This is a genomic window from Kordiimonas sp. (assembly GCF_965216265.1).
Taxonomy (GTDB): domain Bacteria; phylum Pseudomonadota; class Alphaproteobacteria; order Sphingomonadales; family Kordiimonadaceae; genus Kordiimonas.
Map to the genome: position 1 here is coordinate 1,088,155 of NZ_OZ244153.1, position 16,375 is coordinate 1,104,529.

Genomic DNA, 16,375 nt, shown 5'->3' on the forward strand with positions numbered 1-16,375 from the left:
GCACAAGGCTTTCACGAAACCCCACGGTCTTGTCCTGCTGTTGGCCGGCGCTTGACATCGCTATAGGCCAGTGCCATGGTTTACATGTAATCGGTTACATTTAAGTGCGTTTTGAGTAATGGGAAGGAAGAGGCAACCTCCTATTCAGGGTGTGTTGCCGGGTATACTGGGGAGGACTAGATGGTTGCATCCAACAGCGAACCATACGACGTGATCATTGTTGGCTCTGGCGCAGGGGGCGGCATGAGCGCTTATTCCCTCACCCATGCTGGCATGAAGGTATTGATGCTGGAAGCCGGGCGTGACTACGACCCTCTCACTGAAACTCCCATGTTCAATATTCCCGCCGATGCACCGCTCAGGGGCACAAGCACACCAGACAAACCTTTTGGCTTTTTTGATGCGACGATTGACGGTGGCTGGAAAGTTCCAAACGAGCCCTACACCATCGCGGAAGGTTCAGAAGAATTTAAGTGGTGGCGGCCACGTATGCTGGGCGGACGCACCAACCACTGGGGCCGTATATCCCTGCGGTTTGGCCCATATGATTTCAAGCCCCATAGCCGGGACGGTCTCGGTTTCGACTGGCCTATCACTTATGATGATCTGGCACCCTGGTATGACAAGGTGGAAAAGCTAATCGGTGTGACCGGACTTGCTCACGGCCTGGAGAATACACCAGATTCGCCAGCAGGCATTCTGCAACCTCCACCGCCCCCGCGGGCTTTTGAAATGTTCCTCGAGCGTGGCTTCAAGAGCATGGGCATACCCGTCGCCGCAATGCATGCGGCGGTTCTCACACAACCCATAAATGGTCGCCACGCCTGTTTTTACGCCACACCCTGCGGTCGTGGCTGCGCCATTCGTGCAAACTTCCAAAGCACAACGGTGCTTATCCCCCCAGCGCTTGAAACTGGTAACCTCACCATCATGGTCAACGCACTTGTCTATCAGGTAGACTTGGACAAAGAAGGCAAAGCAACAGGCGTGAGCTTTGTGGACCGTGTGACCGGCGAACACCACAGCGCGAAAGCGAAAACCGTGGTGCTTGCCGCCGGCGCCTGCGAAAGTGCACGTATTCTCCTCAATTCAAAGAGCGCCAAGTTCCCTGATGGCTTATGTAACGACGAGGGTTTTGTCGGGCGCTACCTGATGGATACGGTAGGCTCCAGCACCGGCGGTCAGTTCCCGGCGCTTGAAAACCTGCCACCCACCAATGATGACGGCATGGGCGTCGGGCATATCTATGTGCCGTGGTGGGAATACCAGAAACAATCCCGCAAGGAGATGGATTTCCCTCGCGGTTACCATATTGAAATGGGTGGCGGCCGGAGAATGCCATCAGTACGCACCGGTGCGCTTGCCGACAATGAAACGTTATATGGCGGCGCGCTTCGGCAAAGTTTGCGAGAAAAATACGGCAGCCATATCGGTTTCGCTGGCCGTGGTGAGATGATCCCCAATGATGACTGCTATTGTGATCTGGACCCTGATGTCACCGATAAATGGGGCATTCCTGTGCTTCGTTTCCACTGGAAATGGAGCGAACATGAGATCAAGCAGGCTTCCCACATGCGGCAAACCTTCCTTGAACTGATCGACCGCTTGGGTGGCAAACCGCTTTGGGGCACAGATACTGACGGCCAAAAAGCGATCTCCAAGGGTGGAGAGATTATCCACGAGGTTGGTACTGTTCGCATGGGTTCATCTGCCAAAGACTCTGTTGTGAACGAGTATGGGCAAAGCTGGGCGGTGAAAAACCTGTTTGTTGCAGATGGTGCCGTCATGGCCTCCAGCCCTGACAAAAACCCAACCCTCAGCATTCTTGCACTCAGTTGGCGAACCAGCGACTACCTGGCTGAGCAAGCTAGAAAGGGCGCGCTATGAGACACCCAAAACTTCCAACCATGACCCGGCGTACCGCCCTGGCCCTTTTGGGGGCAGCGGCGACCATCCCGCTTACTGGTGCCCGCGCGATTGAGCAGATACTGCAACCTTTCCCTGAAGGGTACGGCACTGATCCAAACCTCATAGACCCTATCGTTCCTTGGACTGGTATCATGAGCGAAGCGCAACTAAAAATGGCGGCCTATTTCGCTGACTTTATCCTGCCCGCTGAAGGGCAAGCACCAGCCGCCAGCGCGCTCGGCATCCATGAATTCATCAACGAGTGGATCAGCGCACCCTACCCTGAGCAGACCAAAGACCGCACTACGATCCTTGAAGGGTTTGCGTGGCTCAATGAGGAAGCAAACGCTCGTTTCGGTAGTGATTTCATGAGTGTAACCGGTGAGAACCGAGACAACATTCTACAGTTCGCTGCACAGCACAAGAACGCAGAAAACCCTATGCCTCACGATTTTTTCGTTCGCTTCAGGGCTCTTGTGGCAGGCGGTTATTACACAACGCACGAAGGTTTTCGCGACATTGGCTATATCGGCAATATCCCGCTGGAGACCTACCCCGGACCTTCAGCATCGGTAAAACAGGCGCTCGAAGAGCAATTCAAAAAGTTAGGCATTTGAGGGCATAACAATGAAAAAGATACTTACCAGCATTCTCATGGCGTCAGCCCTGGCCACCTCAGCGCTAGCCGGTGACGAGAACACCCTGAGCACCGCTGAAGAAGCGGCAGGTTGGCAATTGCTGTTTGATGGAGAAACCACAGATGGCTGGCGCAACTATGGGCATGAAGACCTGTCTGGGGATTGGCGCGCCGACGGGGGAACACTCACCTTCAACCCCGGCAAGGCCGGTGACATTATCACGGACGCGACCTTTACCAACTTTGAGCTTTCTATTGACTGGAAGATATCCAAAGGCGGCAACAGCGGTATTTTCTTTAACGTTGTAGAGGGACCGTCATACGCCTATATGACCGGGCCTGAGTATCAATTGCTGGACAACGCCAACAGGGACGAGTCCCCTCTCGAGCAAGCCGGCGCGCTCTTCGCACTATATGCACCCACAACCGATGTAAGCCATCCAGCGGAAAGCTGGAACACCAGCAGACTTGTGGTAAACGGCGGGTATATTGAACATTGGCTCAACGACGTAAAGGTCGTGTCCTACGATATGGATTCCGATGACTTTAAAAACCGGGTTTCTGCATCAAAATTCTCACCTGATGGTCCCAACGCAGATGTGATGAAACATTTCGCTACCGCGCGCAGTGGTCATATTGCCCTGCAGGATCACGGCGACAAAATCGCGTTCCGCAACATCAAGATCAAACCACTGCCTTAGGCCTTCTTCCCGCCGCGCGACGCGATATAGGGAAAGACAATCAAGGCCAGAAGAACCGCAATCCCGGCGCCAATAGCGATTTCAACACCAAAGCGCTGGGATGGTGGGAAATCAGACAGCGCAAACACGGAAAAACCGATCATAATCGCGAGTGTTGATATAAGAGCCGGCCAGCTTTGGGTCTCCAGCGCCGCTTTCCACACTGCCCAATCCCTGAAGGATAAACCTTTTTCTTTGAGCGTGCGCTTGGCGGTGACTGTGATGTGAATCATATCGTCCACAATGAGCCCCAAACAGATATTGATGGCAGGAGACGAGATAATATCAACAGGCATACCAAGCGCGCCAAGCCCACCCAGAATGATCGCGGAAATTATGGCTGCACACAGCATGACAGCAAATGAGACCATCAGTGTGCCGGACACGATGTAAGCGATCACACCAAACATCAGGATAAGTGTCACCACTCCTGTTGTCATGCTTCTCGCTACCGAGGCCGCCAGCTCGCCTTGCAGATAGTAGGTGCCCCCGGTCAGCGTGATCTCAAAACCATGGGAGCCCGGTATCTTCTCCACTTCATTGATGATCTCAAGCCGGTCTCGCTCGCGCCCGCTTTCTCGCATACGCAGCATGAACAACGCGTGAGTACGGTCTTCGGTCACAAAGCTTTTTGCAACGGCTCCATAGTCAGGGTTAGACAATATATCGAGCAGCAGGTTCCATGGCAGCAGTTGGCCAAGCCAGTGCTCGTCTCCTTCCGCCATAATCACGGGTAGTGAAATCACGGAACCTACAGCCTCATGTTCGCTCAAGGCTTGCTGCAGGTCCCACATCTTTTTGTAGGATTCGCTGTTATCCAGCTTCTCCAGATTTTCCCGGCGCACCACCAGAAGAAGCGGATTGCTGCCCCCATTTTCATCTACATGATAGATGCCGTTATGAAGCTCTGACTCTTCCTTGAAATACGAAAGCAGGCTTGGGTCTGTATTCAGCTTTGGCAACCCAACCGCCGTCAAACCGATAGCGAGCACGAGCATACCTAGCGTAAAAACTCGCGCCCGTTTGTGAAGGGCGAGCGACAAACCACCGGCCGTGTTGGACATTGATGACGATGCGATCCTGGCTCGGGCTAAAAAATACGGGTAAACACCGTAGGCACACACCAGAGCGCATACTGTGCCCACTGTGCCACCAACACCAAGCTGGTTCAGCGGTTTTGCATCAACAAAGATCAGGCTGGCAAAACCAAGAAACGTGGTAAGCGCCGCCCACGTCGAAGCAGGGAAGGTGTGTGCCACCGTTTTCATCAAAGGGGCGTTCCCATCATCACCCATGTCGTTTTGCCTGTTTGAGGTCAGGAAAATGACATGAGACAAGGTCAGCACAAAAACAATGGCGCCCAAGTTTGCCGTTAGGATACCGATGGGGATACCAAACAGACTTTGCACCGCCAGCGTAAGCATCGCCGCCGCGATGCATGTCGCTATGGCTCCAATCACAACACGAGGGGAGCGAAACACCACAAACAATACAAGCGCGCTGAGCAGCATGGCGCCCAGGGAGAATGTTTTCATATCCGATGTGAGATTGCGGCGAATTTGCTCAACGATATAGGGCAAACCCGAAATGCGAATGGCGAACCATTTGTTTTCTTCTTGCCCCACAATGGTCTCGATGCTTTCCACTAATTCGGTAAAAGAATCGGTATCAATAAACGCAATAATAAAGCTGGATTTGTCGTCATTACCGATCAGCAATCGTCGCCATAGCGGGTTTTCCCGCGCAGCTTCAAGGTCGTCAGGACCGTTGGTGATGCTCTGAACATCTGTCACGCCCTCCACCTGCTGGATACGTTTGGTTAGCGTATCGATCTTCTCGATAAAGTTGGGGTCTTCAAAGCTACCCGCTGTCGTCACATTAAGAAGTATCTGCTGCTGGGAGGGAAACTCATCCACGATTTTCTGGTTTTTCTGGAAAATCTCACTATCAGACGAGAAGAAAAAATCCGGCGTGATTTTAGGTTCCAGATCCACCTTGAAGAAAAAGAAGGCAGTAATAAGAGCCAGAAACAATGGTGCAATGATTTTATAAGCCGCGTTAGATTTACCGCCACCCTGCGCTGATAACGCCATATGAGCCCCCTATCGGTTATCTCCATCATCCACAATATGGCGTTGCTGTAAAATATTTCAGTGGCTCAACGGGCTTCTCTTCCTCAATAGAAATGCCGGAGAGCAGCTTTCACCACTCTCCGGCACCTCTGGTACAGCCTAATAGCTTCCTTGGATTAGCTAACCATCACTACCTTGGCAGATACGATCTGCTCACCAAGGCCTGCAACTTCACTGTCCATAACACCAGTTACCTTGACCTTCTGGCCCGCAGTAACGGTTACAGCTTCTTTGGTGTGCACGTCGATCGTCTCGCCGCTTTCACCTTTTAGCGTGAAGGACATCTTGTCATCAGCTACCGATTCAATGGTACCTGTGATTGTTACAGGGCCCTCATCTGGCAGAGCGTCGACTTTTTTCATCTCGTCGTCACCAGCGCCGCCTTTAACAGAAGGCTCGGTTGGAGCTGGGTCCTCAGCATCCTGTGGCTCTGGGCGGGCTGCCTCATCAGCCGCGTCAATCACGGTTACGCTTGTGGCGTCGATCTCTTTGCCAAGACCCAAGGCTTTGTCATCAAGAACACCAACCACTTTGACGCGGTCACCTTCATGAAGGGTAAGCTGGAACTTGGAATCGATCTCGATCGTTTTGCCGCTCGCATCACGAAGGGTGAATTCCTTGTTGCTGGAAATACCCTCAACGGTACCTGTAAGGGTTACAGAACCCGCTTCAGGCAGTTGTGCGATGCTAGCATATTCTTTGCTCTGGTCGTCAGCCGACGCCACAGAAGAAACAGCCAACATGAAACCAGCGGTTACAAGCGCAGTTGTTGATTTAATAAGCATTCTCTCTCTCCTTTGTTGAGTGTGGCCGACCCGCTTCTGTTTTGGGTCCGGACCAGCGCTACACCTTCTTGCTACCAACGCCTGCGTCAGGTTTCGATGCTAATGCAACCCATTGAATACAAAGGAATTATAAAGATTTAGAGAGAATCACAGACCACCGCTTCAATCATGGCGAGAAAAGGGAAATTTGACGGCAAAACCGCGGTATTTGGTTCATTTTCAGTGGCCACAGGACAGAACTGCGTGCACGATGCGGAGTATAGGCATTGACCGAATAAAATGGCGGAGAGAGAGGGATTCGAACCCTCGGTACGCTTGCACGCACAACGGTTTTCGAGACCGCCCCATTCGACCGCTCTGGCATCTCTCCGCATCGGGGCATAACCGCACAAGCGGGGTGCGGCAGCGGCGCGCACCCTACTCCAAGCCCAATTGGCGTTCAAGCGCTAATCTTGGTCGATATCGAGGAAATATTGCCGCACGTCTTTATCGGGCAACTGGCAACTATCGGTTCGACCAAAAAACCGATACCTGTTCTGGCCCACTTTGTTATAAACCCAATCCCGCACAGGTTTTGGTATGATCAGAAACACCACCATCACCGGCCAGAGCGCCGACAGCTTTGCCATGATACGAAGTGCAGCGGAAGAACGATCATATAGTTTGCCTTCCATAATCAGATAGATGGTGTCCATCTCGATCGTTACACCATGTGCAGCGAGCATGGCTTGCGCTTCCTTTGATTGCAGGGAAGCGAAGCGAAACCGATGCGCCTTATCCCGCTTCAGCACGAAACGAACGCTTCGGTTACAGAGGTCACAAACGCCGTCATAAAGCATCACCGGGTTATCGCTCATTGGCTGCCCTCATCCCGCACAATCTTTTGCTGATGATCTTCAGAGAAGGGCCTGATCCAGTCATCCTGCTTTAAAAATGTCCGCTCTACTGCTGCGAGGTCGGTTCTCTCATCGATAAAGCGTTCAAAGGGCCGGTCGTTAACAGACACAAACGAGCGTACAAAAACTTGTGGCGAACGGATCGCATAAACCCGCTTCCAGTGGTCCCGCAGATGATGGGCGAACTCAAGGATCATGTCTGGCCGTGCCACCATCTTGCGCACCTGTCGGTAGGTCAGAAACTCGCGTGTATCAACAGGCCAGCTTTTGCCGCTGTCCGGGTCTACCACCTTAAATGTGATGGAGCCTTCCTTGTCGCGCAGCTTCATACGCCAGGAGAAGCGGTGTCCCTGCTCGTTCCACGCAACGTTGCCTTCATATAAATATGGCCTGAGCGGCAACGCTGTCTGAAACGCAAGCCATACGACCACCAGCAAGGCGATGGCGCTGTTAGGTTTAAAAGATTGTGCCCGAGGCTCAATAGCTTTGATCTCACTAAAACCAGCCAACACCCGTCGCGGCCAGGAAACATCAAGGAAAAGAAGCGTACCCGCAATCGTTAGCCAGGGGAATATGCCGATATGCCAGAGGAAATGATTAAACACGTGGAAGACTGCATAGACGGCAAACACAACAAGCCTCAGGCGCGGCACCAGAAGAAGCGGCGCTCCGACAACATGCAGTATAGCAACCGCCCACGCTGCAAAAACGCCAAAGTCGGCATCAAGGAAGAAGGTCGCGATAAAGTCAGGGAAGTCATCTGCAGAACTGGATAACCAGTCATGAAGCGGCAAGCCGGCGAGCCAGTCTGCGTTCAGCTTCACGATACCCGCCCATATGAGCATCACTTCCATCTGCCCGCGCATCAACCACATCGACCATGCAGGTACATAGTCAGCCCCCTGATTGTCAGAGCGCATACGATCCAGCGACCACAATCTGTTGGCTGGTACAAAAATCAGCAGAAAGGCTAGCAATATGGTGAAATAGAAATGGTTGAGATACTGAGCTTTGTCGAGCAGGAAAATATAGCTGAACACAGTAAAGAGCCCAACAATGGCTACCCGGTAAAAAAGCCCGACCATCACCAGAAATGCAAAAACAGCAAGAAGCTTGGTAACCCACACCATGGCAAAAGGGGGTAAAGGCTCGACCCAGTCAAACCCGTGATAGCTGAACCGGAATGACGGAAACAGAAACTTGGCTTCCACCCAATACCTGCTGTCATAGCGCCATGCTTCATAGAAGATGACCGCGCCAAACAGCATACGAAACACCGCCAGCGATGCGCCGTCTACCGGCTTGAAGAAGCGCTCCTCAATGCGTGACCACATAACGGACGACCTTTGCCTTGCCCCTATAGGCGACTAACCATATTTGAGTAGCACGCCTCCCATCTTGTTGCCAAGCGCGCGAGCTTCATTATTTACTGGACTATACAGTCCAATAAACTATCCTCCTCCTTATGAAATAAATACTGGAATTTGACGGCAGAGGCTTTCACCCTACCGTCACTTCAAACAGATAACAGTGACACCAATCAGGATTGGCAGACATGGCGATACCCCAACAACTTTCTAAATTGCGGATTCCGGTCATCGGCTCACCGCTCTTCATTATTTCGAACCCGGACTTGGTCATCGCACAGTGTAAGGCTGGCATTGTTGGCTCATTCCCCGCACTCAACGCTCGCCCCGCCCATGTTCTTGAGGAATGGCTGAAGCGCATTACTGAAGAGCTGGATGCCTATAATCAGGCGAACCCTGACAAGCCAGCCGCCCCGTTTGCTGTGAACCAGATCGTCCATAAATCCAATGAGCGCCTGATGCACGACGTAGAAATGTGCGTGAAATACAAGGTGCCAATGATGATCACATCACTTGGGGCAGTGAAAGAAGTAAACGACGCTGCGCATTCCTATGGCGGCATTGTCATGCACGACATCATCAACAATCGTTTTGCACGCAAGGCAATTGAGAAGGGTGCCGACGGCCTGATCGCTGTTGCCGCAGGCGCTGGTGGGCACGCGGGCACGCTGTCACCGTTCGCACTGATACAGGAACTTCGCGAGTGGTTTGACGGCCCGATCGCGCTTTCCGGTTCAATCGGCTCGGGCGATGCTGTGCTCGCCGCTGAAGCCATGGGCGCAGACTTTGCCTATATCGGCTCAGCTTTCATCGCAACCGATGAAGCCAACGCAGATGAGCGCTACAAACAGGCGATTGTAGATAACGGCGCGGAAGATATCGTCTACACCAACCTTTTCACCGGTGTGCACGGCAACTATCTTGCGCCATCGATTGAAGCCGCAGGGCTTGACCCCAAAAACCTGCCGGAAAGCGACCCCACCAAGATGGACTTTGGCTCCGGCGGCAACTCAGCCAAGAAAGCCTGGAAAGATATCTGGGGCTGTGGGCAAGGTATTGGCGCGGTGAAAGAGATTGTGCCCGCGGCAACCATGGTGGACCGATTGGCCCGCGAGTATTTCGCAGCAAAAGACCGCATAGCGGGCTTTGCCAAGGCCGCCGAATAAAAGCGGCACCTCCCGAACATGGGGTCTGCAAAGGGTGGCTATTGGCCACCCTTTTTTATGTCATTGATATCAGGCGCTTCCCTCGCCTAAACTAACTGGAAATTACCGATAGAAAGGGGGCTGGCATGAAACTTAGCAGACGCGATTTTATCACCACAGCAGCGGCGGCTACTGCAACTGCCGGGCTCAGTTCACCGCTGTTCGCAGCCGGCGACACGGACCTGACGGCGCTGTATGACCGTGCGTTGGTGATCGATACACTCTCATTCGGTCGCAAGTGGGACGAAGAAGAATATAAAGCGGTCGATCAATCAGGCTATACCGGTATTATCACGAGCCTCAACCGTCGCTCGCTCAAAGTGGCACTCGATGAGCTGCTGGAATGGCACCGCCGGGTGGAGGAAGAACCCAATCGTTTCCTGCTCGCGCTCAAGGCGGATGACTTCCTGACTGCCAAAAAAACTGGCCGTATGGCGGTGATGCTGAATTTCCAGAACTCGACCATGCTGGAAGGCGACACTGACAATATCGATGTGCTTTATGAAATGGGCATGCGCTGTTTCCAACTTACCTACAACAGCCGTAACCTAGTGGGGGACGGCAGCACCGAGCGTACAAACGCGGGTTTGTCTGACTTCGGCCTCGAAGTGGTCGAGCGCATGAACAAGCTTGGCATTATTGTTGATGTATCCCACTCAGGCAAACAAACGACAATGGACGCCATCCATTTCTCGGACAAGCCAATTGCTTTCACCCACACCATGTGTGAGAGCCTGCGGCCCGGACACCCCCGCGCCAAGGAAGATGCGGCTCTTAAAGCCCTTGCTGACAAAGGCGGTGTTGCCGGCATTGCAGCGCTTGGATATTTCCTCGGCAAAAAACCCGGCGTTGAAACTACGATCGAGACATACGTCGATCATATCGACCACGCCGTGAAGGTTATGGGTATTGACCATGTTGGCTTGGCCACAGATTTCCCGGTGCGGGGGATTGCAAGCTGGGCCACGCGCGAGAACTGGTACGAGCCGCGCCTTGAAAGCTTCAAGCCCGTGTATGACGTGCAATGGCCTTCGTGGATTCCCGAACTTGATGGCCCTGACCGTTTCCGCAACCTGTTGCCTGTTCTTGACCGCCACGGCTACACCACTGGCGACATGGAAAAACTGTTGGGCTTGAACTGGATGCGCCTATTCAGAGAAACGCTTGGCTAATATCCTGAAGCAAATTACTCCACCACCTTCAGCGGTTTTTCATTCACTGACAGGCGGAAGATATCAGGGCGTGCATAGTGCCCCACCACGTCAAGGTCATACTTGCCGCGAATGATGGCTGATCGGTCCATATCCGCAAGCTGGATAACCTCCCGGCCAAAGACCGGGGCCGCGAGCACTTCCCCCATTGGGGAAATGATGCAACTGCCGCCCGAGATCAGCACTGTATCCTGATCATCACCTTGTATGGGGTGGTAGTCAGCCGGGCCATCACCGCGAACAAGATACTGGCACGCGCTCAATACAAAACAGCGCCCTTCAAGCGCGACAGTCTGCATAGTCGGCAACCATACCGTGCGGTCGTCAACAGTTGGCGCACAATAAAATTCAACACCTTTACTGTACATGGCCAGCCGCAGTTGCGGCATATAGTTCTCCCAGCATATGGCACCGCCGAGTGTCCCGATGTCCGTCACCGGTGCCGCTAAGGTAGAGCCATCACCAAAGCCCCATACCACGCGCTCAAGCGCCGTGGGCATCAGCTTCCGGTGTTTTCCGATAAGCGCGCCTGTCGGGCTGAAGTAAAGTGATGAACAATAGAGCGTGCCGCCGTCCCGCTCCACCACACCGACCACCAGATAAACCCCTGCTGCAGCCGCCATCTTGCCAATGACGTCTACATCAGGCCCAGGCACCGTGATGGCCTGCTCCGCATAGCGCTGGAACATGTCGCGGCCTTCATCGCTGCGCGAGCCAAGACGCACACCGAAATCCAGCCCTTTGGGATAACCACCAACAAATGCCTCCGGCAATACCACCAGCTTCGCGCCCCTGCCCGCAGCGTCGCTGACCAGATCCCCCAGTTTCTGGAACGTCTTTTCCTTGTCAAACAGCGGTGTTCCCGCCTGCACGACTGCGCCCACAACCATGTTCATCTATCTTTCCTCCAACGCTCAGGGTTCCATCTGTATCGCCCGGCGATCATTTTGCCAAACAAACAACGCTTGGTTGGCCGAGCCTGAACGCCTCGGCGCCGCATATTTTATTGACTCTGCGGCCCATATACGTATATTGCGCGCGAGTTGGCGGCAGGCCTATGGTTCATGCCGTTACTTTTGCTTTGAAAAAAAGCCAGCGGAAACCGCCCAAAGTGTGGGACGTTTCAAAGGGTTAGGTCCACCCGGTTGTCTGCGGCGCGCATTAGAAAGGAACAGTTATGTTCGCAGTCGTAAAGACAGGCGGTAAACAATACCGTGTTGCCGAAGGCGACGTTATCAAAGTTGAAAAACTTGATGGCGAAGTTGGCAAAAACGTAGTGCTCGACGAAGTTCTCATGGTTGGCGACGACAAAGGCGTCAAAGTTGGTGAGCCTCTCGTAAAGGGCGCTAAAGTTACCTTCGAGGTACTTGAGCAAAAGAAAGACAAAAAAATCATCGTCTTCAAAAAGAAGCGCCGCCACAACTATCGCCGTAAGAAAGGCCATCGCCAAGAAGTTACGGTTCTACGCGTGACGAAGATCGCTGGTGCAGCAGCTAAGAAAGCAGCGCCTAAGAAGACAGAAGCAGCGGCTGAATAAGCGGCCCTTACAAGATAAAGGAGTACTCTAATGGCTCATAAAAAAGCTGGTGGTAGTTCCCGTAACGGTCGTGACAGTGCTGGTCGCCGTTTGGGTGTAAAAAAATTCGGTGGTGAAGCTGTTCTTGCAGGCAACATTATTGTTCGTCAGCGCGGCACCAAGGTTTACCCGGGTGAGAACGTAGGCATGGGCAAAGACCACACCCTGTTCGCACTCACTGAGGGCCAGGTGAAATTCTCCAAAGGCAAAGGCGGACGTTCGTTCGTTTCTGTTGAAGGTTAATTACCAGTATCACGCCTAAAGTTTTGGGGAAGGCGGGCTTTCATGCCCGCCTTTTTCTGTATCGGATACACGCCCCACCGGCCCCAAATGCCATTCGGTGATGTATAGCTGAAGAAAATATTGCTGGAACGCCGCCGCATGGCGCTTTCCGCACTAACGATGATCTGTTAAAAAAGCCCATGAAATTTGTAGACCAGACAAGAATCTATATCCAAAGCGGCAAAGGCGGGAACGGCTGTGTTTCCTTCCGTAGGGAAAAGTTTGTCGAGTTCGGCGGCCCCAACGGCGGCGACGGCGGTAAAGGTGGCGATGTCGTGGTTGAAGCCGTATCTGGCCTCAACACCCTTGTCGACTATCGCTATAGGCGCCACCACAAGGCCCAAAAAGGCCAGCACGGCATGGGTAAAAACATGACCGGTGCCAATGGTCAGGATCTTGTTCTCAAGGTACCGGTGGGCACACAGGTCTTCGATGAAGACATGGAGTTTCAGATCGCGGACCTGACCAAGGTTGGAGACCGGGTCGTGCTTGCCAAGGGCGGCCACGGCGGGCTTGGAAATACTCACTTCAAATCTTCAACCAATCAAGCCCCTCGCCGCACCACACCCGGTGGCGAAGCCGAAGAAATGAACATTGTATTTCGCCTGAAGCTTATCGCCGACGCGGGCCTTCTGGGCCTGCCGAACGCTGGCAAGTCAACATTCCTGAGTGTTGTTTCGCGTGCGAAACCAAAAATCGCAGACTATCCCTTCACCACCATCGCGCCCCAATTGGGTGTGGTCGGTATGGGTGAAAATGAATTTGTACTGGCCGACATTCCCGGCCTGATCGAAGGTGCGAGCGAAGGCGTTGGCCTTGGTACGCGCTTCCTTGGCCACATTGAACGCTGCGGTGTGCTCTTGCACCTGATCGACGGTACACAGGAAGACGTTGTTGAAGCTTATGAAACCATTATGGGTGAGCTTGAGCAATATGGCGGCGAGCTTGTCGACAAGCCCATGATCATTGGTCTCAATAAATCTGATGCTGTTGAAACGGAAGACCTGGAAGAGAAGCGCCTAGCCCTTCAGGATGTCTCCGGCCAGCCGGTGATGACCCTTTCTGGTGCAACCAGAGAAGGTGTGAAGGACGTGCTGGCTGCCCTTTGGGACGTGGTCAAGGAAGATCAGGCTAACCGGGCGGTCGAAGAAGAAGGCTCCGCTGGTGCCGACCAGGACAGCTCGTCCACGGGCGGTGAGTGGTCCCCCATTTAAGGTCAAAGCTCATGTCAGCGCCCACGCCGTTCAGCTTCATAGAGAAGGCTAACCGCCTCGTCATCAAGATCGGCTCAGCTCTTCTGGTGAGCGGTGAAGATGGCACGCTGAGAACAGCTTGGCTTGAGGCGCTCGCGAAAGACGTGCTGAAACTGAAGGCGCGCGGCTGCGATGTAATCCTCGTCTCCTCGGGTGCCGTCGCCATGGGGCTTGAACCCCTTGGCTTTAAGGGCCGCCCTACGCGCCTTGAAGAAGCCCAAGCCGCTGCATCTGTTGGCCAGATCCGGCTCGCGCAAGCCTACCAGACGCTTTTCGCGTCCGAAAACGCAGTGATCGGGCAAATCCTGCTCACGATCCATGATCTTGAAAACCGCCCCAGCTACCTGAACGCACGCAACACCGTTGAGGAGTTGCTCGCACGTGGTGTGGTCCCTGTCATCAATGAAAATGACACCGTGGCAACAGCAGAGCTACGTTTTGGTGATAACGACCAACTCGCGGCGCGGGTTGCCCAGATGGCCGGCGCAGATACCCTTATTTTGCTGAGTGATATTGACGGCCTTTATGACAGTGACCCCAGAAGTAACAGCACTGCACGGTTTCTGGAGGTTGTTGAAAATGTTGATGCAGGTGTGGAGGCCATGGCAGGCCCGCCAAGCAAAACTACCCCCGGCACCGGCGGTATGATCACCAAGTTGAAAGCCGCGAAAATTGCGCTGGCTGGTGGCTGCTCCATGATCATCATGAACGGGCACGCCCCCTCGCCCCTCGGGCGCCTCGAGGCTGGTGAGCGCGCAACCTTGTTCCCTGCCAGCACCGACGCGTTGACGGTGCGCAAGCAGTGGATTCGCTCCCTGATGGCACCAAAAGGATATATCCATATTGATGCCGGTGCAGTTCAAGCCCTTGAAGGCGGCGCCAGCTTGTTACCCGCTGGTGTTACCGGGGTGGACGGCGGTTTTGACCGTGGTGATCTTGTGGCCTTCATGGGGCCAGATGGGCATCTTGTCGGCCAGGGCTTAACCTCATACAGTTCCGAGCACGCGAGCTTGATGCAAGGCAGGAAGATGCAGGATGCGCATGCAGTGCTAGGGCATGTTGGTCGTTCCGCCCTTATTCACCGCGACGACCTCGTCTTATTTTAGGAAACCATCATGACCGATCAGGAGAATATTCCCCAAATGATGGCTGACATGGGCCAGCGCGCAAAAGCCGCCGCCAAGTCGCTGGCGCTCGCCAGCACTGATGCGAAGAACAAGGCGTTGCGCAGCGCCGCAAAAAAAATACGAGACACCGTTAAGGAAATCCTCGTCGCCAACGCAGAAGACGTAGCCTTTGCCGGTGAAAAGGGCCTCTCTGACGCCATGATTGACCGTCTGCTGCTTGACAGAAAACGCATCCGTGCCATTGCCGATGGCCTTGACGCCATCGCAGACCTCAAAGACCCGGTTGGCGATGTGATTGCGCGTTGGGATCGCCCTAATGGGCTCAACATCTCCCGGGTCCGCGTTCCACTCGGCGTTATTGGTGTGATCTATGAAAGCCGCCCTAATGTCACGGCAGATGCCGGCGCTTTATGCCTTAAAGCCGGGAACGCCGTTATTTTGCGTGGCGGTAGTGAAAGCCTGAACTCAAGCCGCGCTATTCACGCCTGCCTAGCTCACGGCTTAACAGAAGCTGGCTTGCCTGAGGATGCAATTCAACTGGTTCCCACGCGTGACCGCGCCGCTGTCGGTGAAATGCTCACCATGACGGGGGTGATCGATATCATTGTTCCCCGCGGCGGGCGGTCACTGGTGGAACGTGTGCAGAATGAAAGCCGGGTACCCGTATTCGCCCACCTTGAAGGCATATGCCACGTCTATGTTGACGGCGAGGCAGACCCTCAAAAGGCGCTGGATATCACCGTGAACGCCAAAATGCGGCGCACCGGTATTTGTGGCGCTGCGGAAACCCTCCTCATAGATGATAAAGCAGAAGCCATTGCTATTTTTGTGGTCGGCGCTCTTCTGGATGCCGGGTGCGAGGTGCGCGGTGACAGCAAGATGCAATCGCTCGACGACCGGGTGAAACCCGCTGTGGAAGCAGACTGGAAGACCGAATATCTGGATACCGTCATATCCGCGCGTTTTGTGCATGGCGTAAATGACGCCATAGCTCATATAGCTGAGCATTCTTCCGGCCACACAGAAAGCATCATCACCGAAGATGAGACGGCCGCCACCAAGTTCCTGAACGAGGTGGACAGCGCGATTGTTATGCATAATGCGTCCACACAGTTCGCAGATGGTGGCGAGTTTGGTATGGGTGCAGAGATCGGCATTGCAACCGGGCGAATTCACGCGCGCGGGCCGGTGGGCCTGGAGCAACTGACCAGCTTTAAATATCAGGTTCGCGGCAGCGGCCAGACCAGGCCGTAAGC

Annotated in this window: 15 protein-coding genes and 1 tRNA gene; 10 read left to right on the top strand and 6 right to left on the bottom strand. The window is 53.9% G+C overall.

The features are described from left to right. Window positions 1-180 precede the first annotated feature (180 nt). From ACOOGA_RS05040 to ACOOGA_RS05050, 3 genes are read left to right on the top strand one after another with little or no spacing between them, the layout of a single operon-like run. A complete protein-coding gene (locus ACOOGA_RS05040; RefSeq protein ID WP_420429791.1) occupies window positions 181-1,887 on the top strand; it encodes a GMC family oxidoreductase in 1,707 nt (568 codons plus the stop codon). Further along, window positions 1,884-2,525, top strand: a complete 642-nt coding sequence (locus ACOOGA_RS05045) for a gluconate 2-dehydrogenase subunit 3 family protein (protein WP_420429793.1) — start codon at window positions 1,884-1,886, stop codon at window positions 2,523-2,525. The genes ACOOGA_RS05040 and ACOOGA_RS05045 overlap by 4 nt, the downstream gene beginning before the upstream one ends. A gap of 10 nt (window positions 2,526-2,535) precedes the next feature. Beyond that, entirely contained in the window at window positions 2,536-3,246 is a 711-nt protein-coding gene (locus ACOOGA_RS05050; protein WP_420429795.1) for a 3-keto-disaccharide hydrolase, read from the top strand. Here the strand turns inward: ACOOGA_RS05050 and ACOOGA_RS05055 are convergent. The 5 genes from ACOOGA_RS05055 to ACOOGA_RS05075 all read right to left on the bottom strand — a co-directional run bounded on the left by ACOOGA_RS05055 (window position 3,243) and on the right by ACOOGA_RS05075 (window position 8,432). Next, window positions 3,243-5,378 (bottom strand): efflux RND transporter permease subunit, encoded by a 2,136-nt coding sequence (locus tag ACOOGA_RS05055; protein ID WP_420429797.1) that lies wholly within the window; start codon window positions 5,376-5,378, stop codon window positions 3,243-3,245. The two genes, ACOOGA_RS05050 and ACOOGA_RS05055, sit on opposite strands and share 4 nt — an antisense overlap. 155 nt (window positions 5,379-5,533) lie before the next feature. Further along, complete coding sequence (locus tag ACOOGA_RS05060) at window positions 5,534-6,202, bottom strand: hypothetical protein (protein ID WP_420429799.1); 669 nt, start codon at window positions 6,200-6,202, stop codon at window positions 5,534-5,536. A gap of 280 nt (window positions 6,203-6,482) precedes the next feature. Further along, window positions 6,483-6,572, bottom strand: a tRNA-Ser gene (locus ACOOGA_RS05065). A 76-nt stretch (window positions 6,573-6,648) separates the two neighbouring features. Then, window positions 6,649-7,059: a thiol-disulfide oxidoreductase DCC family protein gene (locus ACOOGA_RS05070; protein ID WP_420429801.1), complete on the bottom strand. Its 411-nt coding sequence runs from the start codon at window positions 7,057-7,059 to the stop codon at window positions 6,649-6,651. After that, window positions 7,056-8,432, bottom strand: a complete 1,377-nt coding sequence (locus tag ACOOGA_RS05075) for an HTTM domain-containing protein (RefSeq protein WP_420429803.1) — start codon at window positions 8,430-8,432, stop codon at window positions 7,056-7,058. Before ACOOGA_RS05075 ends, ACOOGA_RS05070 begins: the two co-directional genes overlap by 4 nt. A 221-nt stretch (window positions 8,433-8,653) precedes the next feature. Between ACOOGA_RS05075 and ACOOGA_RS05080 the strand changes: the two genes are divergently transcribed. Both ACOOGA_RS05080 and ACOOGA_RS05085 read left to right on the top strand, forming a co-directional pair. Then, a complete protein-coding gene (locus ACOOGA_RS05080; protein WP_420429805.1) occupies window positions 8,654-9,631 on the top strand; it encodes an NAD(P)H-dependent flavin oxidoreductase in 978 nt (325 codons plus the stop codon). A 125-nt stretch (window positions 9,632-9,756) separates the two neighbouring features. After that, on the top strand, window positions 9,757-10,842 hold the full coding sequence (locus tag ACOOGA_RS05085) for a dipeptidase (RefSeq protein ID WP_420429807.1): 1,086 nt from the start codon (window positions 9,757-9,759) through the stop codon (window positions 10,840-10,842). A 14-nt stretch (window positions 10,843-10,856) separates the two neighbouring features. Here ACOOGA_RS05085 and ACOOGA_RS05090 read toward each other — a convergent pair whose 3' ends face one another. After that, window positions 10,857-11,777 carry a carbon-nitrogen hydrolase family protein gene (locus tag ACOOGA_RS05090; protein WP_420429809.1) on the bottom strand — a complete coding sequence of 307 codons (921 nt, stop codon included), beginning with the start codon at window positions 11,775-11,777 and terminating at the stop codon, window positions 10,857-10,859. Between the two features lie 281 nt (window positions 11,778-12,058). Here ACOOGA_RS05090 and rplU point away from each other — a divergent pair, with 281 nt between their 5' ends. The 5 genes from rplU to ACOOGA_RS05115 all read left to right on the top strand — a co-directional run bounded on the left by rplU (window position 12,059) and on the right by ACOOGA_RS05115 (window position 16,373). After that, window positions 12,059-12,418, top strand: coding sequence for a 50S ribosomal protein L21 (gene rplU, locus ACOOGA_RS05095; protein ID WP_417460581.1), 360 nt, complete (start codon window positions 12,059-12,061; stop codon window positions 12,416-12,418). A gap of 30 nt (window positions 12,419-12,448) precedes the next feature. Next, window positions 12,449-12,700: a 50S ribosomal protein L27 gene (rpmA, locus tag ACOOGA_RS05100; protein WP_417460582.1), complete on the top strand. Its 252-nt coding sequence runs from the start codon at window positions 12,449-12,451 to the stop codon at window positions 12,698-12,700. A gap of 179 nt (window positions 12,701-12,879) precedes the next feature. Further along, a complete protein-coding gene (gene obgE / locus ACOOGA_RS05105) occupies window positions 12,880-13,953 on the top strand; it encodes a GTPase ObgE (protein WP_420429811.1) in 1,074 nt (357 codons plus the stop codon). 11 nt (window positions 13,954-13,964) lie between these two features. Continuing rightward, a complete protein-coding gene (proB, locus tag ACOOGA_RS05110; protein ID WP_420429812.1) occupies window positions 13,965-15,098 on the top strand; it encodes a glutamate 5-kinase in 1,134 nt (377 codons plus the stop codon). Between the two features lie 9 nt (window positions 15,099-15,107). After that, the gene (locus ACOOGA_RS05115; protein ID WP_420429814.1) at window positions 15,108-16,373 is read left to right on the top strand and encodes a glutamate-5-semialdehyde dehydrogenase; all 1,266 of its coding nucleotides are present in this window, start codon (window positions 15,108-15,110) and stop codon (window positions 16,371-16,373) included. Window positions 16,374-16,375: the final 2 nt, after the last annotated feature.